Source organism: Streptomyces inusitatus, from assembly GCF_014651115.1.
GTDB lineage: Bacteria > Actinomycetota > Actinomycetes > Streptomycetales > Streptomycetaceae > Streptomyces > Streptomyces amakusaensis.
On record NZ_BMWG01000001.1, the window covers coordinates 472,114 to 491,858 of the forward strand.

Here is a 19,745-nt window from a genome sequence, read left to right on the forward strand (position 1 = left end):
GCCCGTGCCCCCCGCGTCACTTACATCCCGTACTTCCCGTACTTCCCGCACGTTTTGCTCCTGCGCATCGCTTGTCACATGAACCTCCCTACCCCAGCCGTTATCCGAGTAGTCGGATGGTGACGGCTTGGAGTTCCCCAGACATTGCGTGCACGTGTCATCTGCTCTTGCAATCGCCCGTATCGGCGTGCCTCACGCCAAAGCAGGACATAAGTAGAGAATATCCACAGTGTCCTTTCCTGTGGCGCGATCGACCCGAGCGCCAACGTCGGTCGGGAGTCCAGATGCCGGAGCCGCACGCCCCCGACTCGCCGTCCGTGCGCCCCCCTGCGGGCGCTCTGCGCAGAACCGGCGAGTGGTGCGCCCGGCACGCGGTCGTCGTCATCGTGCTGTGGCTCGCCGCCCTCGCCGGGCTCCAGGTGCTGCACCACTCCTACGGCGGCGAGTACTCCGACGACTTCGCGCTCCCCGGCACCCAGTCGCAGAAAGGGCTGGACGTCCTCACCGAGCACGCGCCCGCCGCCGCCGGGCACAGCGCGCAGATCGTCCTGCACGACGGAGCCCATCCGCTGACCGACGCCGCCGGCCAGATCGCGGCCGTCACCGGGAATCTCCAGAAACTCCCCGACGTGCTCTCCGCGCAGAACCCGCTCTCCGTCCCCAGCGCCCCCGGCGTCGGCCCGCTCTCCGCCGACGGCAGGACCGCCTACATCACCGTCCGGTTCGACGTCTCGCCGTCCAGCCTCGGCGAGGGATACCTCCACGGCGTGGACGACGCCGTCCAACCACTGCGGGCGGCGGGCGTCGAGGTCGAGTACGGCGGCCAGCTCGGCGAACTCGCCCGCCCCATGGCCGACGACCGCACCAGCGAGGCCATCGGCTTCGCCGTCGCGATCGTCGTCCTGCTCATCGGCTTCGGCAGCGTCGCCGCCGCCGTACTGCCGCTGATCACCGCCGTCGTCTGCGTCGTCTGCGGACTGGCCCTGCTGGGGCTGCTCGCCGCCGCGTTCACCTTCGCCACCGTCTCGCCCACCCTGGCCACGATGATCGGCCTCGGCGTCGGCATCGACTACGCCCTCTTCCTCGTCACCCGGCACCGCCAGAACCTCATGAACGGCGACGACCCGGTGACCGCCGCCGGGAGGGCCACCGCCACCAGCGGACACGCCGTACTGCTCTCCGGCTGCACGGTGATCATCGCGCTCTCCGGGCTCTGGGTCTCCGGCATCGGCTTCATCGGCAAACTCGGCCTGGCCGCCGCCGTCACCGTCGTCACCGCCGTCATCGGGTCGATCACCCTCGTACCCGCCCTCCTCGGCCTGATCGGCCGCCACATCGACCGGCTGCGGGTCCGCGCCCCCATCGCCGAGACGGACGCCGAGCCCGGCGAGGCGGTACAGGGCGGCTGGCACCGGTACGCGATGCGGGTGCAGCGGCGGCCCTGGTGGTATCTGACCGGCGGGGTCGCCGTCCTCGCGCTGCTCGCCCTCCCCGTCTTCTTCATCCAGCTCGGCCACATCAGCGACGAGGCCGACCCCACGTCCTTCACCGACCGCCGCGCCTTCGACCTGATGTCCTCGGCCTTCGGCCCCGGCTCCAACGGCCCGCTGACCCTGGTGATCGACCAGTCGGCCGTCCCGCTCCAGGACCGGTCCGCGCTGGCGGCGAAGGCACAGCAGACCCTCTCCCACGTCCCGGACACGGCCACCGTCACCCCGCTGACCCCGAGCCCCGACGACGACGTCCTGATCGCCACCGCCTACTCGGTCGCCTCCCCCCAGGACGAGCGGACCACCGACCTCGTCAACCGCCTCATCGACGACACCCTCCCCCAGGCCGTCTCCGGCACCGCCGCCCACGCCTACGTCACCGGCGGCACCGCCGCCCAGGTCGACTTCCTCGACATCGTCTCCCACCGCCTCCCGGTGATCATCGCCGTCGTCGTCGGCCTCGCCTTCCTCGTCATCCTCACCGTCTTCCGGGGGCTGCTCGTCGCGGTCAAGGCCGCCGTCCTCAACGTCCTCTCGATCGCGGCCTCCTACGGGGTGGTCGTCGCCGTCTTCCAGTGGGGCTGGGGCGGGCCCGCGCTCGGGGTGGCTGGGAAGGTGCCCATCGAGAGCTACGTACCGATGATGATGTTCGCCATCGTCTTCGGCCTGAGCATGGACTACGAGATCTTCCTGCTCTCCCGCATCCACGAGGCCTGGCTGCGCACCGGCGACCCCCGCGCGAGCGTCGCCCACGCCCTGGAGATCACCGCCCGCGTCATCACCTGCGCCGCGCTCATCATGGTCAGCGTCTTCGCCGCCTTCGTCATCAGCGACAACATCGTCGTGAAGATGCTCGGCCTCGGCCTCGCCGCGAGCGTCCTCATCGACGCCACCGTCGTACGCCTGCTCCTGGTGCCCGCCGTGATGACCCTGCTGGACGAGCGCGCCTGGTGGACCCCGCGCCGGCTCGACCGGATCATGCCCCACTTGGAGGCGGAGGGCCACGCCGACGAGCCGGGGCCCGCCCGGGTCTGACCTTCTAGAGCTTGGCGTCGCGCCCGTGCGCGCACACCGAGTGCCGCGCGCCGCCCCCGCCCGTACGGGCCGCCGCCTCCATCCCCGCCCGTACCGCCTTCCCGGCCGCCGACTCCGCCTCGTACACCGGCACCCCGCCCACCAGCGTCAGCCGCACCCGCGCCCCGCTGATCTCCCGCACCGGCACCCGGGTCACATCCCGGTCCAGCACGATCAGATCCGCCTGCCGCCCCGGTGTCAGCTTCCCCGTCCGGCGCTCCATCCGGAGCTGGTACGCGGCCCCCGAGGTGTGCGCCCGCAGGCTGGCGGCCCGCGAGATGCCCTCCAGCTCCGGGTGGAGCGGGCCCTGCGTCGCCCCCTCGCCCTCCCTGTCGACCGCCGTACGGATCTGGTTCCACACCGCCAGCGGATCCACCGGCCAGTCCGAGCCCCCCGCCAGCACCGCCCCGGCGCGCTCCAGTCCGCGCGCCGGATACAGCCGCCGGTGCCGCTCCTCACCGATGTACGGAAGCAGCGCGTCCACCGTCCAGGTGTCCCGCATCGCCCACTGCAACTGCATGTTCGCCACCACTCCGAGCCGCCTGAACCGCCGCAGGTCGGCCGGGTGCACCAGCTGGAGATGGGTGATCGTGTGCCGGTTGCCCCGGCGGCCGTTCGCCCGCAGCGCGGCCTCGTAGCCGTCGAGCGCGGTGCGCACCGCCCGGTCGCCGATCGCGTGCGTGTGCACCTGCCAGCCGCGCCGGTCGAAGAGCACCGCCAGCCGCGCGAACTCGGCGGGCGTCGCCCACAGCTCGCCCCGGTTGGCGGTCGGCCTGCCCTCGCCGTCGAGATACGGCTCCAGCAGCGCGGCCGTCGGATCGGGGTGCTCGATCACCCCGTCCAGGAACACCTTCACCGCGCCGACGCTCAGCCCCGGCACCCCCCGGTACGCCGCACGCACCTCCCGCGCCCACTCCAGCGCCCCCGCCGGGTCCTTCACCGTCTCCGCGTCCAGCGCCACGGCCACGGCGACCCGCTGCGGCAGCCGCCCCGCGCGCGCCAGCGCCGCGTACGCCCCCAACTCCCCGTGCGCCACCGCCGCGTCGAAGACCGTGGTCACCCCCTGCGCGGCGGCCCGAGCGAGCACCGTCCCGCAGGCCTCCCGCACCAACGCCTCGGGAAAGTCCGGCACCAACCCGGTGACCAGCGCCTTCGCCTCGTCCTTCAACAGCCCGGTCGGCTCCCCGCCCGGCCCCCGGACAATCTCCCCGCCCGGCGGATCCGGCGTCGCGGCGGTGATCCCCGCGAGGTCCAGCGCCCGCCCGCTCGCGAGCGCGGTGTGCCCGTCCCCGCCGACCAGCACCACCGGCCTGCGCGTCGGCAGCGCGTCCAGAATGCTGTGGTGCGCGACCGTCCCGGCGGGCAGCAGCCCCACCGGATTCCAGTCCTCCACCACCAGCCACCCATCCGGCTCCCGCCCCGGCTCCGCCGCGAGGAACCCGCCCACCAGCTCCCGCAACTCCCCCACCGTCAGCTCCCGGTGCCCGAGCGAGGGGCTCAGCGACCGCACCGCCGCCATCACCGGATGCGCGTGCCCGTCCACGACCCCGCTCATCACCGTCCCCCCACCCGCGTCGACCACCTCCGTGTCCCTCCCCGCGAACCTCCTCCTGATCTCCCCCGACCCCCCGACCCCGACGATCCGCCCGTCCCTCCCCACCGCGACCGCCTCCGCCATCCCCCCGCGCTCCCCGGTCACCACCCGCGCGTTGTGCACCACGAGCGCGGCGGACCGCCTCGGCGCGGCGACGGCGGCCTCTCCGGGGGACGCGAGGACGGTGGCGGCGGTGAGGGCGGTGGCGGTCGTGAGGAGCCGGCGTCGGGGGAGTTCAGAAGTCATGACAGAGCATCCTTGGCGCTCAACTCGCCTCAGACCATTGATTTTCGAGGAGGTACGCCGACTCCCGGCAACGAACAGAGATCCGACGAGGCACAGGAATGGGCCCTGCCTCCTCATGGGAACGGCCGCCCCTCCCCGGGTGCGGGAGGAACGGCCGATGACGGTCCGAGAAGCGTCAGGTGCAGTTGATGATGAGCGCGGTGGTCGCCGTGCAGGTGCGGGACGCGCTGTCGTTCGCGGGGTTGGGGTCGGTGGGCGCACTGGCGGTACGGGTGGCGGTCACCGTGTAGGAGGTCCCGAGGCTGAGGGCGGACACGGGCACGGTGACCCGGTGGGTGACCTTGGCGCCGGGGGCGAGGCCGGTGGCGGTGCAGGTGGCCTTGCCGGTGGTGAGGGCGCAGTCGGGGCTGGTCGCCCCGGTGGCGCTGGGCAGACCCAGGGTGACGGCGGCGGAGGCGAGTGTGCGGGGCCCGTGGTTGGTGAGGGTCACGGCGTACTCGATACGGCCGTTCAGCAGACCGGGGCGGGGAGTGGCGGTCAGTTCCACGCCGAGGTCGGCGGTCGGGCGCTCGGCGATCGCGATGTCGACGGGGGTCGTGCCCACGGGGACGGTGCTGGTGGTCTGGGCGGCGGTGTCGATCACGGAGACCGTGGCCGAGTTGCCGTTGGCGGTGTAGACATGGCCGCCGTCCGGGGTGACGGCCACCCCCCTGGGGGTGTTTCCGGCGGCGGTGGTCGCGGTCACCGTGTTCGTCGCGGTGTCGATCGTGGCGACGGTCGCGCCCTGGCCCCGGGAGACGTAGGCGCGCGCACCGTCCGGGGACACGGCGACGTCGTACGGACCGTCGGTGAGGGGGACGTTCGCGGACACGGCGTTGGTGGCCGTGTTGATCACCGCGACGGAGTTGGAGTACGGACGGGTGACATAGGCGCGGCTGCCGTCCGGGGTGACGGCGACGCTCTGGGGGAATCCGCCGACGTTGATCGTGGCGGTCACGGCGTTCGTCGCCGTGTCGATCACCGATACCGAGCGGGCGTTGTAGTTGGTGACATAGGCCCGATTGCCGTCCGGGGAGACGGCCACCTCCTGCGGGGCGCTGCCGACGGCGATGGTCGCGGTCACGGCGTTCGTCGCGGTGTCGATCACCGTCAGCCGCTGGAGCGCGCTGTTGACGACATAGGCGCGGGTCCCGTCGGGCGAGACGGCGATCCCGCTCGGGCCGTTGCCGACGGGGACGGTCGCCGTGACCATCCCCGTCGTGGTGTCGGTCACGGAGACGGAGCCCGCGTCCCCGTTGCTCACATAGAGCCGGGCCCCGTCCGGGGACGCGGCCACGCCCTTGGGGCCGCCGCCGACCGCGAAGGTGGCCGTGACGGCGGTGGTGGCGGTGTCGATCACGGAGACGGTGTCGTCGCTGTAGTTCGTCACGTAGGCGAGCGGGGCTTCGGCCGTGGCCCGTGCCACGGGCGCGCCGGGCGCGGCAGTGGCGGAGTGCGCCGCCGGGGCCACGGCGGTCAGCGAGGCCACGGCCAGGCCGCAGGAACCGGCGATCGCGAGAAGCCGTCGGCCGCGCTGCTTCCAGGGCCGAACGGATGTGCTGGGCAGGCTCATACGGGATTCCTCTCCCATCGGACCCCGGCGCGGGAGCACATGGCCGTGCGGCCGGCCGGTGGCGCGTGCGGTGATGTCACGGAAGTGGGACAGCCGGTGATCACTGTGAGGCCTCCCACGCCGGTCCGATCACGGCCACCGGCACAACCATCCGAACGAATGATCATTCGGTCATACGTTCCGCCTGCTCATACTGGGCCGGAACGGGCTACGGCTGGGCGTCCACCCAGCTCAGCTTGTGCCCGTAGAGGACCCGTTGGCAGATCGCTGTGCATCCCGTCGCCGACGGTGCGTGCTCGGAGATGGACCACAGCCGGCCGGTTCCGCGCTCGATGTAGAGGTCTTCCGGCCCGACGGCGGTGGGGATCGGCGCGCCGATCGTTTCCAGCACGCCGTTGTTCCAGGCGGCCCGGTACAGCCGGCCGTTGTTCTTGTTGTTGCTGACGTTCACATACAGCTTGTTGTTCTGGGCGACGGCCCCCTGGGCTCCGCCGCGCGGGAGGGGGAGGTAGTTGCTCCAGCCCTGCGCGGGTACGTCGGCGGTCCGGCTCTCCAGGGCCGCGACCGGGTAGGAGGCGATACGGCCCGTGGACGGAGAGTCCGCGTTCGGATAGCAGTACTCGCCCATGATCAGCCGGTCGGGCACGGTGGAGCGGTCGAGCGAGAGGTAGGAGGCCTTCGGGGCCCCGGTGGAGACGCAGTGGGATTGCCCTGCGGGGTTGGACTGAGGTGCCTTGAACTTCCAGGCGGCCACCTGGGGCATGACATAGCGGTAGCCGAAGCTGTACCAGACGTTGTTGTGGCGTCCCGCCTTCGTCTTGTCCTGGGTGTTGGACGTGGTCGGCGTCCCGTCGAGGTCGGTCCCCATCGGGTCGCGGGTCGTGACGTCGTTGTCCGGGTCCAGGTCCATGATCATGCGCATGTCGAAGACCCGCATGCCGTTGCGGGTGTCCGCGACATAGAGGTAGTTGCCGTACCAGACCATGCCTCCGGCATGGATGCCGTTCTGGATGGTGGGGCCCTCACCGGAGTTCAGCCCGTCGAACGAGATGTTCTTCGCGGTGTTCACGTACGTCCAGGCCAGCAGCACATGGCGGTACTTGACCGACTCGACCCCGGTGACGGGGTCGACCTTCTTCTGGGAGAAGGTGACGCGTACGCCCTTCTGGTTGCAGGCGTCGTCCGCCTCCAGCTCCGCCGGGGTGCAGTCGCCGATCTGGTTGTCACCGCTGTTGTTTCGGCCCGGGTCGTAATCGTCGTACGCCGAGAAGAGGTGGATGTTCCTTCCGGCGTCGCTGCCCCACGCCTCGTTGTCCTTGGCGTCCGAGACGCCGGTCATCGACTGGGGTATCCACTCCTTCGTCACGGAGTCGTCGTTCTGGAGGCAGTACTTGACGTCCGGCTGCGGGGCGGCCGGTCCGAAGGGGTCACGGTTGGTGCAGCCGATCTCGGCGGTGCGGTTGAGGTTGCCGAGGAGATTGGTCAGGCTCTGCTTCGGCAGTACGGCGTCGAGGCGGGCGACCTTCTCGGCGGTGGCGGCGTTCTGCGCGCCCGGGGTGAGGGTGTGGTCGGCCGGATCGGCCTGACCTCCCGGCCCGGTCCACGCCTGCGGGCCCAGGGCCGGGGGCGCGGTGGCTTCCGTGGCCCGCGGGTCCTGCTGCTGGCTCAGGGGCGGGACCGGGTCCGGAGGGTGAGCCGGGTTCTCCTGTGCTTGTACGGGTACGGAGAGCGCGCCGAGCACCATCGCCGCCGCCAGACAGGCCGTGAGCCGCGCCCCGCGCGTACGGGTGCGCGAAGTGGCCTTTGTCCCCTTGGACCTCTTCTGTAACGGTAAGTGAGTCATGGAACAGAGGCTTGCAGCATCCTTTCCCCGTCACAAGGGAATCGATTCCGTGAACTCCGATACCTGCCGGGGATTTGCCGGGCGGGACTCATCCCCGGGTGATGGGCCTCCCGGTGGGCTCTACCGTGACGCGGTATGACTGAGGTGATCGTTCTCAACGGTGGTTCCAGCTCCGGGAAGTCCGGGATCGTTCGGTGTCTTCAGTCGGTCCTGCCGGATCCGTGGCTGGCCCTGGGGACCGACACACTGGTCGACGCGATGCCCGCGTCCATGCGGGCATCGGACGCCGGGATCGAGTTCGCTCCGGACGGAGAGGTGATCGTCGGGCCGGAGTTCCGGACGCTGGAGGCGGCATGGGTCGAGGGAGTCGCCGCGATGGCCCGCGCGGGCGCCCGGGTCATCGTCGACGAGGTCTTCCTCGACGGGGCGGACTCGCAGCGGCGGTGGCGGAAGGCTCTCCGTGACGTGCGGGTGCTGTGGGTCGGCGTCCGGTGTGACGGTGCGGTGGCCGCGGGCCGGGAGGTCGCGCGAGGCGATCGGATCATCGGGATGGCCGCGTCCCAGGCGGATGTGGTCCACCGGGGCGTGGTCTACGACCTGGAGGTAGACACCACGCACGCCGAGTCGATGGAGTGCGCACGGGCCATCGCCGCGCGTGTCGGGTGACCGAGGCCCCGGCTGCCTGCCGCTGTGACCACGGCACCGTGCCGATCAGGCCACTGCTGTCAGGGGGCGACCTCCCTCACGTTATGCCTCGGGTGTTCCTTCCGCCGAAATACGGCGGAAGCCGAGGTACGGGAAGAGAGATTCCGGAAGGACGAGGGAGCCGTCCTGCTGCTGGCACTGTTCGAGAAGCGCGGCCACCGTACGGCCGATCGGCAGACCGGACCCGTTGAGGGTGGCGACGAGCTTGGGCTTCCCGTCCTCTCCTCGGGTGCGGATGTTCGCGCGGCGGGCCTGGAAGGTGCCGAAGTTCGAGATCGACGAGATCTCGCGGTACGTGTTCTGGCTCGGGATCCAGACCTCGATGTCGTACGTGAGCTGTGCGGAGAAGCCCGTGTCACCGGCCGCGAGCTTGACGACGCGGTACGCGAGGCCAAGCTCCTTCAGGCATGCCTCGGCGTGACCGACCATCGTCTCCAGCGTGGCGTCCGCGTCCACCGGATCGACCATCTGAACGATCTCGACCTTGGCGAACTGGTGCTGGCGGATCAGACCCCGGGTGTCACGGCCGTACGAGCCCGCCTCGGACCGGAAGCACGGCGTGTGCGCGGTCAGGGCCAGCGGCAGTTCGGCCGGCGGAATGATCTCGTCGGCGTAGAGATTGGTCAGCGGCACCTCGGCAGTCGGGATGAGGAACAGCTCGCGATCGGCGACACCGGTCTTGAACAGGTCTTCCTCGAACTTCGGCAGCTGTCCGGTGCCGGTCATCGTCTTACGGCTGACCAGGTACGGAACCGCGTGCTCGACGTACCCGTGCCGACGGGTGTGGATGTCGAGGAAGAGCGTCGCCAAGGCACGCTCCAGTGCGGCGCCCGCCCCGCGGGAGACGACGAAACGGGGGCCCGCGAGCTTCGTCGCGCGGGCGAAGTCGAGGATGCCGGTGCTCTCGCCGAGGGCGACATGGTCCTTCGGCTCGAAGGAGAAAGCCGGCGGGGTGCCTACTCGTCGGATCTCGACGGCGAACTCCTCGGAGTCGCCGTCCGGGGCCGCGTCGTCCGGCAGGTTCGGGATGGTCAGGAGCAGCTCACGCAGTTCCTCCTGTACCTGTTCCTGCCCGGCGTCGATGTCCCGGATCTGCTCCTTCAGCTCGCGGGCACGCTCCTTCAGCTTCGAGATGTCGCCACCCTGTTTGGCCGTCTGCTGGACCTCACTCGCCACGCGCTTGGTCTCCGCCCGCAGCTCGTCGGCCGAGCGGATGCTCTGGTTGCGCCGGGACTGAAGATCTTCCAGCCGCGACAGGTCCAGGGAGTAACCGCGACGAGCGAGCCGATGAACTGCTTCGGCACCCATGTCAATCAGGGCGCGGGCATCGTGCATGAGGGAGATCCTTTTATCCGGCGAGCGGGGGATACCGCATCGACGGTAGCAACGGTCAGCCCCTCGTCGATCCGCAATAGCGCCGCGTCACCGGCGTCGGTGATCTGCCCGCACGTGCCCAAGCCCGGACTCACCATTCCGGGGCCCTGCGTTCGAAGCCGTCGGCACCGCTCCTGGGCGCGAGACCCTACCCGGCGGTGCGGAAGTCGGTCAGCGCCACCCTGACGTCAGAGATCAACACCCCCACAGCCGCCAGCCTTTCGACGGCCCACTCCACGGCTTCCCCGACTGTGGCGGCCCGCACCGTACAGGGGAACCACACGCCGCTCGGGTCCTCCTCCCACCCGATCTCACCGCCTGCGAGGGCATCCGAGTGGTCGAACGCATCGGACTCCTTCTCGGACGGGCGTCGCGTCGGGTACAGGATGAACGCCCAGTCACGCGCAGTCGCTGCGCGCTGGTGGGCGCGCTCCGCACGTCGCAGTGCGGCCTCCACGTCGGGCTTTGGATGCCGGTCACCCTTCATGCGCTCACCTCCATGCCCGGGAAACGAGCAGGGGCGCGACGAGGTACGGGAACAGGGCCCTGCCGGGCTCGTGGACGACCGAGCCCCACCGCTCCGGGAAATGGGAAGCGGCGGGGCTCGGGGTATGCGGTTTTACAGCTCGGCGGTCCGGGCGAGGGTGACGAGACCGGCGAAGGCCGGGGCGGACACCATCAGGACCGGGCCGGACGGACGCTTGCTGTCACGAACCGGAACCATCCCGGTGAGGGACGCGTGCGCCGGGACCCACTCGACGCATTCGCCGCCCTCAGGGCCGCTGTGCGTGCTCTTGGCCCATGCGGCGGTCTGCGGATCGAATTCGGACGTCATACGTACTCCTTCGAGATCGGCGGTGCTCGGGAGGGGGTTGCGCGGATCTACAGGTTGGCGGAGCGGGCGAGGGTGATCAGACCGGCGAAGGCCGGGGCGGACACCATCAGGACCGGGCCGGACGGACGCTTGCTGTCACGAACCGGAACGGTGCCGGTGAGGGACGCGTGCGCCGGAACCCACTCGATGCACGCGCCACCCTCAGGGCCGCTGTGAGTGCTCTTCACCCAGACAGCGGTCCGCGCGTCGAAATCGGACGTCATAGGTACTCCTTGCGGATCTCTTGAATGCGTGCGACAGAGGCATCATGCCCCAGCGCCTCGGCCCGCAGCCGGTCGAAGATCGACAGAGCCCTGGCCACGACCTTGGGCGTCTCCACCGGCCGCCCCCCGTGGGGGCCTTCGACATGCAGAACGGTCGGCTTCCGGTCGAACATCAGCAGAATGAAGGGAGCGCTGCTCGACGTTACCGTACCGAAGGGCATGAGCTGGATGGTCACATTCGGTGCCTCCGCCTCCGCCACCAGACGCTCAAGCTGCTCGGCCATCACCTGACGGGAGCCGACGAGCGTACGCAGGCAGGCTTCGTGCAACACCAGCCACACCTCGGGCGGGTTCTCCTGCTCCAGGACTTCATGGCGGCGCATCCGGGCGGCCAGCCGGGACTCGATGGCGACGGCCGAGAGCCGTGGCGCGCTCGCCCGATAGAGAGCGCGGGCGTACTCCGGGGTCTGGAAGAGCCCGGGTATGAAGAGGGTGGTGTAGTCGAGGATCTTCACCGCCTTCCGTTCCTGCTGGGTGTACGGCTCGAACCAGCTCGGGTGGTCGCCGTCCACCGCCGCCTGCCACTGTCGCAGCAGCATGGTTCCCGTGCCGAAGACCCGGTCGCACCCGGTCGCGAACTTCTCGCTCGGCACCTGCTTGCCGTTCTCCACCGTGGAGACGTACGCCCCCGAGTACCCGATGGCGGAGCCCAGGCCCCGGACGCTTATGTCCCGGGCCGTACGCATCTCCTTCACATGGACGCCGAACTGCTCAACAGGATTTAACGGTTCCTGGTTGGCTTCATGATCCATCGCACTGACCTGCTCTTTCTGTCTTCTTGGTGTGCTCGAACGCCGTTCGAGATGTTCAGCACCCCGGCTTAACTGCACCGCAACCAGGGCGAGTTGTGCTCATCTGGTCACCCACCGAAACCATCCGGGGGGAGAGCGAGGAGGCGGCCGGATGACCAACACCCCAGAGCCCGAAGAAGACACGGGTCGAGACATAGCGGTCGGCACACTCGCGTACGACATCCGCATCGAGCGGGTGGGGGTCGTGATGGAGGAGTGCGGTACGCGCTACGCACTCCGGCCCCCACACGGTGGACGCGAGTGGGAAGCGCCCGCCGATGAGGTCCGCCCGGCCACCGTCGCCGAACGGATCCGCTCGGAACTGGCCGAGCGCAACGCCAACAGCCGCAAGGGGAACGGGCGGCTGTGACCCAGACCCCGCTCCGGCGCGGCGGCATCCCCCGGTGCCGCGGGAAATCGCGCGGAGCGGCCCCCCTCGGCCGGACGGCGGACCCGTCGCCCCCGTCCGGCCGAGGAAGAGGGAACCGGGCCCCACGGCCCGGTTCCCTGCCCCGTACCCGTACCCGTACACCCCGAACAGAGCAGGAGGCAGCGGTGCCAGGCCGCACAAAAGAGGAGAAGGCGACCGCGCGGGAACGCGTCATCGTCGACCGCGACACCGTCATCACCCGCTACACCCAGGGCGACTCCCTCCGCGCCATCGCCCGCACCTACGACGTCCACGCCCCCTGGCTCGCCGCCCGCCTCACCCGCTGGGGCGTCCACGTCCGCCCCCACAACACACCCCCCACCTCCCACTCCCACGTCCTCCGCGACAACGAAACCGGCGCCGTCACCGCCCTCCGCTGCCCCGACCCCCACTGCGGCCGCCTCACCCACATCACCCGCAACCGCCTCGCCCCCCACACCACCACAACCACCGGCACCGGCTGCCCCCTCTCGAACGCCCCCGTCCAGGACCAGGCCCACACCCGGACCTCCGGCTGACCCCCTGCGACAATCCACCACATGGAAACCCGCCAACCACCGGACGGATGGACGCTCCAACAGATTCGAGACGTCTCCGGCGACACCCGGGCCGAGGTGCTCAGCCCGGACCGAAGGGTCGTGTTTCGCGACGACGACGACGTTCTCCACCCCACGCTTGTCCTTGGGTTCGGTCAACTCGTCATCGTGAAGGTCCTCGATGACGACGACTGGTACATGGGCAGCCTGAACGACGACGGCAGCGTCATCTGCTGGAGCGCCTACGACGATCTGTACGAGGCGCTGCGCGGTTTGTAGCCCCCGGAAACGGAGCTGCGGCAGTGCACCACCACGGATGCACCTGGACCGGAGAGAAGCGGGCCTTCGACGACGAGGCCCTCCGGCGGCCACTCCAGCCCCGAGCTGCGCTGCCCGCTCGGAGACAAGGAGGTCCGCCATGAGCGGGCCGAGGAACGCGGCCTGCGCTGGGAAACCGTGGAGGCCGTCACTCGGGCCGCCTTCGAGGAGACGCTCCGGAAGTCCTTCGGCTGAGCCGACCCCCGTCAGAGATGGACGATCTCGACCGTCGTGACGACCAGCACCGGCGCTCCCGCGATGTAGTACCGGACGAGCGCCCCCGCGACGGTGGCGTGCCGGCGGTCCTTCTCCCTCGGCGGACCGGCCGGGCCCGAGCCGTGGCCGTACGGGTCGCGGCCGAGGGTGCGGGCGATCTCGGCGTCGAAGCGGGCGCGGAAGGGGGAGGGCATCTGGGCGCGGACCTTCTCGGCCTCGCCCGCGTACTGGATGCGGTAGCCGGTCACACGTCCCCCGGTTCGGACTCGTCGCGGCGGGGGACGCCCGCGAAGAGTTCGGCCTTGAGCCGGTCGATCAGCGCGTCCTCCTCCGCGAGGCGCTCGGGCGGGTACCCCCAGCGCAGCGTGGCGTAGACCAGCTCCTGCGCGGGCACGCCGACGATGTCCCGCTCGAACTCCGCGAGCCGCTCGCCGCGCAGCTCCGCGCGGATCCCCTCGATCGTCGCGGGGAAGGTGACCGAGCCGACGGGGAAGCCCGTCTTGTACGTGGCGGAGGGGCGCTCGCCCGTGACGGGGTCGCGCGGCGGGTGGCTGGGGGCGACAGGCCTGCCGTCGCCGTCCAGGACGCCGGTGAAGTCACCCGCCCGCAGCCGGGCGACCGCGGCGGGGTCCTCGGCGGCGGCCCACCCGGGCAGCGCCCAGTCGAGCACGGTGTAGACCAGGCTCGCCCCCGGCGTACGCATCGCCTCGGCGTCGAACTCGGCGGCCCGCGCCTCTTCCAGCGCCGCCCGGACCCCCCTCAGGCTGGAGGGGATCTCGATCCGTCTCCCGGCCAGCGGAACACTCCACACCGGCTCTCTGTACGCGGTCATAGACCGGCCCCCGTCTCGCTCGTCTCCCGCACGGCTGCTCCGGCCCCACCGTACGGAAGCCCCGGGCCGTCCACCGGGACCACCCCGGGCTCACTCGAACCGGAGGAACTCCAGGAGGAGGAAGTCGACGGCGAAGTCCCCGGCCCGCCGGGAGACGCTGTGCCGGGTGACGGTGCGCAGCCCGCGTTCGGCGGCCAGCCGGTTGAGGCGGTCGAGGTTGCCGAGGCTGTTGAACCCGAGCAAGAGGCGTCCCTCCTCGGTCAGATGGCGTGGACCGTGCCGTAGATAGCGGGCGTGCGCGGCGTAGCCGGGGTCGAAGATCGCGGGCTGAATGTCGTCCTCGTAGGCGAACCGCTCAGGGGCTTCGACGACATTGGAGTTCCAGAAGATCATGTCGAAGCGGTCGTCACCGCCGAGTGCGTCGAACAGGTCGCCGCGCAGGACCCGCACCCGGTCGGCGACATGGTGGCGGGCGGTGTTGAGGCGGGTGTTGCGCACGGCGGGCTCGGTGATGTCGACGGCGGTCACCTGGGCGCAGCCGCTCAGGGCGGCCATGACGGCGGTCACGCCGGTGCCACTGCCGATCTCCAGGAAGCTGCCGCCCGGCGGGTAGGGCAGCCAGGCGCTGAACACCTCGGTGGATGTCGTCCAGACGGGGGCGAAGACACCGGGCAGCAGGTCCCAGCTTCTGCCCAGGAGTTCGAATTCCTTCGGGCGTTCCTCCAGGCTCCGGTGACGCGCCGCGAGCCGTCGGCCGATCTCGAACGCGTCGGGCGTGGCGCTCACGGCGGATCCTTCCCGGCGGAGGTCGGCGGGTCTCCCGCATGTCGCGGGTGAGCGGAGTGCGTGTGCGGGTGCGGTGCGGTGCGGTGAGCGGGCTGCGGGAGGCCGCGACGCGGGGCGAAGGCGTCCTCCGCGTCCATGGCCAGGGTACTTCGGCGGGCCAGGGCGGGCGCGGCCACGCGCGACAGCTATACACCGAGCGTATACATCGTGTGTATAGTCCTGGGGCATGGCTCCTGTGACCGCATCCCGCTACAACGCCCCTGTCGCCGTCCTGACCGCGACCGGCGTCTTCGGACTGCTGCTCGGCTGGGCGACGTACGGCCTGCACGGAACGACACCCCTGCTGGATCGGGTGACCAACTCGACGTCCACCTGGATCATCTGGACCGCCGCGGCCGGTGCGCTGATCCGTGACCGGCGGCTCGCCGTCTGGGGCGGGGCGTTGATGATGCTCGCCACCTGCGGCGGTTACTACACGGCGTCCGCTCTTGGAGACACTTTCGGGAGCGGAGGGCTCGGAACCGCCGCCGTGTGGTCGGTGGCGGGGCTGATCGGAGGGCCCCTGCTGGGGTGGGCGGGGTGGACCGTACGACGAGGGCGGGGCGACCTGCGGCCGGCAGCCGGGGCGGTGATCGCGATGGTGGTGCTGGGCGAGGGGGGCTGGCTGGGGCTGGGGCTCCGCTACTGGGGAGAAGCGGTCGCCTTCCTGACCGCCGGCGCGCTGCTCACCGCTCTCCTGACCGTCTACCTGGCACGCACCGGGGCGCACCGGTACTGGCTGTGCGCCGTGCTCGCTCCCGTGGGCGGTCTCGTCTTCTACCTCGCCGAGAAGACCATCCTCAACGGTCTGCTCGGATCGGCATGACCCTGTCCAGCTCCTCACTCGTACTCCAGCAGGATTTCGCTGTCTGAGCCGGGGTCTTCAGCGGGCGGCGGGAGTGCGGCGGGCTGGCGGGGAGCGGCGATGTCCAACGGGGAACCGCCCTCCGGCACCATGAGCCCGCCGCCCGCTCCAGCGACGTGTTCCACCTGGCCAGATGAGGATCACCGCTCGGCCGCCGGGGTGTCCTGGCCGCCGAACACCTCCTCGACGAGCTGTGCCACGGCCTTCTGGAACGCCTCGGCGAGGGACAGCGCGGCGTCGTCCACGTAGTTCAGCGCGGCGATCAGGGTCTTGCTGCCGTCGGCCGTGCTGTACATCAGCGCTCCGTGGCCCGCCACGCCGCCGTTGTGGGTGATGATGGTGCCGCCGTTCCCGCTCGCCTGCTGGACGAACAGGCCCAGGCCGTAACCGGTCTCGGGGTGCGGCTCGCACATCTCGGCCAGCAGCGGGGCGGGCAGCAGCTTGCCGCTCAGCAGCGAGGAGATGAACGTGTGGAGGTCCCGGGTGGTGGAGATCATGTCTCCGCCGGTCGAGATCCAGGAGGGGTCGTGCCGGGTGACGTCGACGGTCTCCGTCCGCCCGGCGTCCTCGTACCGGTAGTAGGCGCGGGCGTGCGGCTCGGGCAGCTCCGGGTCGCCGTCCGGCACCAGGGTGTCCGACAGTCCGAGCGGCTCCAGGACCAGTCGCCGCATCTCCCCGGCGAAGGAGCGGCCGGTGGCCTTCTCGACCAGCAGCCTGAGCAGGACGTAGTTGGTGTTGGAGTAGCTCCAGCCCGTTCCCGGCTCGAACCGCGCGGGCCGGGACAGGGCCAGTCGCACCAGTTCCTCCGGCTGGTAGGCCGTGAACCGCTTGTCCACCCACTCCTGGCCCGTGTTCGTGGCGGGGATCCCCGGGGTGAAGGTCCCGTCGGCGTGGTACTCGCCGGTGAAGTTGAACACCCCGCTGGTGTGCCGCAGCAGCATCCGCACCGTGATCCGCGGGTCCAGCCCGAGCCCGGGCAGGTGGTCGGCGGCCGGGGCGTCCAGCTCGATCGCGCCTTCGGCCACCAGCCGCAGCACCAGGGCCGCGGTGAAGGTCTTGGTGTTGCTGCCTATCCGGACGTACCCGTCCACCGGGGGCTTCTCGGTCCCGCCCAGCTCGCGCGCCCCGGCGCTGCCGACCCATTCGCCCTGTTCGTCGTGCAGGCGCATCGTCACACCGGTGAAGCCGGACTCGATCATCCCCTTGATGAGCTTCCGCAGCTCGGGACGGTCCTGGTCGCCAAGGGTGAGGGACATGGTGGGTGCTCCTTCAGGTCTGAGGGGGGAGTGCGGTGGGGGGAGTGCGGGTGAACGGGCCGGATCGGCGCGGGGTGTGTGTCCGCGTCAGAGGCTGCGCGCGCTGATGTCGCCGTAGGCGGTGGTGGCGTGGACGGTGAGGGCGGCGTCGGCGCCGTCGGCGTTCCGGAGCGTGTTGTGGATCCGGCCGTAGGAGGTGCCGGCGTCCAGGGAGGCGGAGACCCCACGGGCGGCGGCGACGGAGATCTCGCCGTGCTCGGTGCGCAGCGTGACCGTGCCGCGCACGGCCTCGTCGACGCGGAGGTCGCCCTTCTGGGTGCTGATGTCCGCGTCGCCGCCCAGACGGCCGACCGTGACGTCGCCCGACTGGAGGGTCAGCCGGACGCTCGCGGCCTCGTCGAGCTTGACCGTGCCCTGAGCGGTCTCGAAGGTGACGTCGCCGAGCCGTCCGACGCCCCGCAGCCCGGCGAGGGCCGCGTTCGCCTCGACGTGGGATCCCGCGGGCAGCCGGACCGTGACCTCGACGGATCCGGAGGGGCCGAAGACCTGGTTGTCCGCCTGCGGGGCGGTGATCCGCAGGACGTTGTCGCCGTAGACGACCTCCGTGCGCTCCGCGGCCTTCGCGTCGCGGCCCGTGGACGGGTTCTTGGGGAGGACCTCGACGGTGGTGTCGGCCCGGTCGGCGGCGATGAGACGGATGTCGCCGGCGGGGACGTCCAGGATGACGGTGACCGGGGTGGGGGTGTCGAACTTCTGCATCGTACTGCCCTTCCGTTGCTGTTTCCGATGAGGGAAAAGCTACGTTGCATTTCCAGACCTGGCAATCACATCGTTGCGATGAATCGACATAATCGCAGCTCAAAGCAGTTAATTCATTGCAATGGGGGAAGTTTTAACGCAACGATCAAGCCGTGGCACGTTGCAATGGATCGAAAGTGAACGCTACTGTGGGGGCCACGGACGATCACGGAGGAGAATGCGATGCCAGGAGGCCGACTCACCCAGCAGGAACGCCAGCGGATCGCGCTGGGACTGGCCGACGACCTCTCCTACGCGGAGATCGCCAGAGGGCTGGACCGCCCGACCTCGACCGTCACCCGCGAGGTCATGCGCAACGGCGGCCCCGCCGCCTACCGCGCGGACCTCGCCCACCGCGCCACCGAACGCCGCGCCCACCGCCGCAAGAAGACCACGACGGCCCCGGACCCCGGCACGCCCCCGCAGACCCACGGGCGCGACGCCGAAGCGGTGCGCGAGTACGAGGAGACGTTCGCCACCGTCTTCATGCAGTCGGGCCTGCCCAGGATGACGGCCCGGGTCCTGGCCAGCCTCTACACCACCGACGCGGGCAGCCTCACCGCCTCCGAACTCGCCGGACGCCTCCGGATCAGCCCCGGGTCCGTCTCCAAAGCGGTCACGTTCCTCGGCAGCCAGGGCCTGATCCGCCGCGAACGCGACGACCACCGCCGTGAGCGCTACGTCGTCGACGACGACGTCATGTACCAGTCCACGATGGCCAGCGCCCGGGCCACCGCCCACCTGGGCGACATCGCCCGGCAGGGCGTCGGCGTCCTCGGCCCCGACACCCCGGCCGCCACGCGCCTGGAGAACATCGCCCGCTACGTGGACTTCGTCTCCGAGAGCATCGCCCGCGCCGCCGACCAGGCCCGCGAGATCCTCCACACGACGCCCGGCGGGACCTCCGACGGCGCCCCCTAGTGGCAGTCGTAGCGGTGGGCGACGGGAAGCCCGGGGCAGCGGCGGCAGAGGAAGACGTACATGCCTCCCGCGTCGCCCATGTCCATGTCGACGTGCTCGTCCCCGGTGATGCTGAGGAGGTGCTCCATGCGCTCGCCGCAGTCGCAGACGGGCCAGTCCGGCGACTGGATCCAGGCGGGGTATCCGCCGGCCTTGGTCTCCAGCACACAGGCCAGTTCGGGGTAGCGGTCGAAGTCCTGGTCGAGCTCCAGGACGCGGGCTCTGAGGTGCTCGGGGAGATCCTGGCCGGGGTGGTCGAGGGCGACGGCGGGTGACACCGTGCAGGGCGGGGTGGGCAGGAACTCGTCCTCGTACTCGCCCTCGGCGGGTCGGGGGATGTCCGGCCGGACGCCACGGGCGAGGACGTCGGCCTCCTCGCGCCAGTGGAGGGCGGGCAGGGGGGCGTCCTGCTCCAGGGGGTGGAGCAGGGTGCACCAGAGCAGTTGCAGGAGGTCTTTGCCCTCGGGAAAGCGCAGCTCGGGCACATCGCGGGCGAAGAGCTGCACCACCGGGACCATGGGGACCCGCCCCGCCGGGCCGCCATGGCCCAGTGGCCGGGCTGCTCGCAGTGGGGCCAGGGCTCGTCGGCGGGCCAGAGCGGCGGGCCGCCGACGGAGCTGTCGCGGGCGGTGGGGGACCCCGGGCGCGGGCGCAGCGCGGTCGCGCGGAGGGCGAGGGGGGCCAGCTCGGGTATCCGCTCGGTCAGGCTCGGCAGAAAATGGTCAAGTCCCTTGCGCACAGCGCTGTTTCCCCCGGAGGAGCGTCGGTCGGGTACATGAGAAAGCTACCCCCCGGCACTGACAGTGGACGCGGTCGCAGCCG

At 70.7% G+C, this 19,745-nt stretch carries 22 protein-coding genes; 7 read left to right on the forward strand and 15 right to left on the reverse strand.

The features are described 5' to 3' along the window. Positions 1-284: 284 nt before the first annotated feature. Positions 285-2,525: an MMPL family transporter gene (locus IE247_RS02070; protein ID WP_190121072.1), complete on the forward strand. Its 2,241-nt coding sequence runs from the start codon at positions 285-287 to the stop codon at positions 2,523-2,525. Between the two features lie 4 nt (positions 2,526-2,529). Here the strand turns inward: IE247_RS02070 and IE247_RS02075 are convergent, their stop codons facing one another. The 3 genes from IE247_RS02075 to IE247_RS02085 form a co-directional block, all read right to left on the reverse strand. Next, positions 2,530-4,404, reverse strand: coding sequence for an amidohydrolase (locus tag IE247_RS02075; protein ID WP_190121073.1), 1,875 nt, complete (start codon positions 4,402-4,404; stop codon positions 2,530-2,532). Positions 4,405-4,579: 175 nt separating this feature from the next. Next, entirely contained in the window at positions 4,580-6,016 is a 1,437-nt protein-coding gene (locus IE247_RS02080) for a YVTN family beta-propeller repeat protein (RefSeq protein WP_190121074.1), read from the reverse strand. Between the two features lie 208 nt (positions 6,017-6,224). Continuing rightward, the gene (locus IE247_RS02085) at positions 6,225-7,859 is read right to left on the reverse strand and encodes a hypothetical protein (protein WP_190121075.1); all 1,635 of its coding nucleotides are present in this window, start codon (positions 7,857-7,859) and stop codon (positions 6,225-6,227) included. A 135-nt stretch (positions 7,860-7,994) separates the two neighbouring features. On the opposite strand from IE247_RS02085, the gene cpt reads away from it, so the two are divergent. Beyond that, positions 7,995-8,525: a chloramphenicol phosphotransferase CPT gene (gene cpt, locus IE247_RS02090; RefSeq protein WP_190121076.1), complete on the forward strand. Its 531-nt coding sequence runs from the start codon at positions 7,995-7,997 to the stop codon at positions 8,523-8,525. 81 nt (positions 8,526-8,606) lie between these two features. On the opposite strand, the gene serS is transcribed toward cpt, so the two are convergent. The 5 genes from serS to IE247_RS02115 form a co-directional block, all read right to left on the reverse strand. Continuing rightward, complete coding sequence (gene serS / locus IE247_RS02095) at positions 8,607-9,899, reverse strand: serine--tRNA ligase (RefSeq protein ID WP_190121077.1); 1,293 nt, start codon at positions 9,897-9,899, stop codon at positions 8,607-8,609. 187 nt (positions 9,900-10,086) lie between these two features. After that, positions 10,087-10,425: a hypothetical protein gene (locus tag IE247_RS02100; protein WP_190121078.1), complete on the reverse strand. Its 339-nt coding sequence runs from the start codon at positions 10,423-10,425 to the stop codon at positions 10,087-10,089. Positions 10,426-10,557: 132 nt separating this feature from the next. Further along, a complete protein-coding gene (locus tag IE247_RS02105) occupies positions 10,558-10,773 on the reverse strand; it encodes a DUF397 domain-containing protein (protein WP_190121079.1) in 216 nt (71 codons plus the stop codon). 47 nt (positions 10,774-10,820) lie between these two features. Beyond that, complete coding sequence (locus tag IE247_RS02110) at positions 10,821-11,036, reverse strand: DUF397 domain-containing protein (RefSeq protein WP_190121080.1); 216 nt, start codon at positions 11,034-11,036, stop codon at positions 10,821-10,823. Further along, positions 11,033-11,848, reverse strand: a complete 816-nt coding sequence (locus tag IE247_RS02115; protein ID WP_190121081.1) for a helix-turn-helix domain-containing protein — start codon at positions 11,846-11,848, stop codon at positions 11,033-11,035. The genes IE247_RS02110 and IE247_RS02115 overlap by 4 nt, the downstream gene beginning before the upstream one ends. Before the next feature lie 151 nt (positions 11,849-11,999). On the opposite strand from IE247_RS02115, the gene IE247_RS02120 reads away from it, so the two are divergent. The 3 genes from IE247_RS02120 (at position 12,000) to IE247_RS02130 (ending at position 13,132) form a co-directional block, all read left to right on the forward strand. Then, positions 12,000-12,257: a hypothetical protein gene (locus IE247_RS02120; RefSeq protein ID WP_190121082.1), complete on the forward strand. Its 258-nt coding sequence runs from the start codon at positions 12,000-12,002 to the stop codon at positions 12,255-12,257. A gap of 185 nt (positions 12,258-12,442) precedes the next feature. Beyond that, positions 12,443-12,835, forward strand: a complete 393-nt coding sequence (locus IE247_RS02125) for a hypothetical protein (protein ID WP_190121083.1) — start codon at positions 12,443-12,445, stop codon at positions 12,833-12,835. Positions 12,836-12,856: 21 nt separating this feature from the next. Beyond that, positions 12,857-13,132, forward strand: a complete 276-nt coding sequence (locus IE247_RS02130; protein WP_190121084.1) for a hypothetical protein — start codon at positions 12,857-12,859, stop codon at positions 13,130-13,132. A gap of 245 nt (positions 13,133-13,377) precedes the next feature. Here IE247_RS02130 and IE247_RS02135 read toward each other — a convergent pair whose 3' ends face one another. The 3 genes from IE247_RS02135 to IE247_RS02145 all read right to left on the reverse strand — a co-directional run bounded on the left by IE247_RS02135 (position 13,378) and on the right by IE247_RS02145 (position 15,005). Then, positions 13,378-13,635 (reverse strand): hypothetical protein, encoded by a 258-nt coding sequence (locus IE247_RS02135; protein ID WP_190121085.1) that lies wholly within the window; start codon positions 13,633-13,635, stop codon positions 13,378-13,380. After that, on the reverse strand, positions 13,632-14,219 hold the full coding sequence (locus tag IE247_RS02140) for a hypothetical protein (protein ID WP_190121086.1): 588 nt from the start codon (positions 14,217-14,219) through the stop codon (positions 13,632-13,634). Before IE247_RS02140 ends, IE247_RS02135 begins: the two co-directional genes overlap by 4 nt. 90 nt (positions 14,220-14,309) lie before the next feature. Then, positions 14,310-15,005 (reverse strand): methyltransferase domain-containing protein, encoded by a 696-nt coding sequence (locus IE247_RS02145; protein ID WP_229868486.1) that lies wholly within the window; start codon positions 15,003-15,005, stop codon positions 14,310-14,312. A gap of 226 nt (positions 15,006-15,231) precedes the next feature. Here IE247_RS02145 and IE247_RS02150 point away from each other — a divergent pair, with 226 nt between their 5' ends. Then, positions 15,232-15,870 carry a DUF6518 family protein gene (locus IE247_RS02150; protein WP_190121088.1) on the forward strand — a complete coding sequence of 213 codons (639 nt, stop codon included), beginning with the start codon at positions 15,232-15,234 and terminating at the stop codon, positions 15,868-15,870. A gap of 14 nt (positions 15,871-15,884) precedes the next feature. On the opposite strand, the gene IE247_RS02155 is transcribed toward IE247_RS02150, so the two are convergent. The 3 genes from IE247_RS02155 to IE247_RS02165 form a co-directional block, all read right to left on the reverse strand. After that, the gene (locus tag IE247_RS02155) at positions 15,885-16,034 is read right to left on the reverse strand and encodes a hypothetical protein (RefSeq protein WP_190121089.1); all 150 of its coding nucleotides are present in this window, start codon (positions 16,032-16,034) and stop codon (positions 15,885-15,887) included. Positions 16,035-16,049: 15 nt separating this feature from the next. Further along, complete coding sequence (locus IE247_RS02160; protein WP_190121090.1) at positions 16,050-17,165, reverse strand: serine hydrolase domain-containing protein; 1,116 nt, start codon at positions 17,163-17,165, stop codon at positions 16,050-16,052. A gap of 87 nt (positions 17,166-17,252) precedes the next feature. After that, entirely contained in the window at positions 17,253-17,924 is a 672-nt protein-coding gene (locus IE247_RS02165) for a DUF4097 family beta strand repeat-containing protein (RefSeq protein WP_190121091.1), read from the reverse strand. 222 nt (positions 17,925-18,146) lie between these two features. Between IE247_RS02165 and IE247_RS02170 the strand changes: the two genes are divergently transcribed. Then, entirely contained in the window at positions 18,147-18,884 is a 738-nt protein-coding gene (locus IE247_RS02170; RefSeq protein ID WP_190121092.1) for a GbsR/MarR family transcriptional regulator, read from the forward strand. Here IE247_RS02170 and IE247_RS34105 read toward each other — a convergent pair. After that, on the reverse strand, positions 18,881-19,429 hold the full coding sequence (locus tag IE247_RS34105; protein WP_373305485.1) for a YwqG family protein: 549 nt from the start codon (positions 19,427-19,429) through the stop codon (positions 18,881-18,883). The two genes, IE247_RS02170 and IE247_RS34105, sit on opposite strands and share 4 nt — an antisense overlap. Positions 19,430-19,745 lie beyond the last annotated feature (316 nt).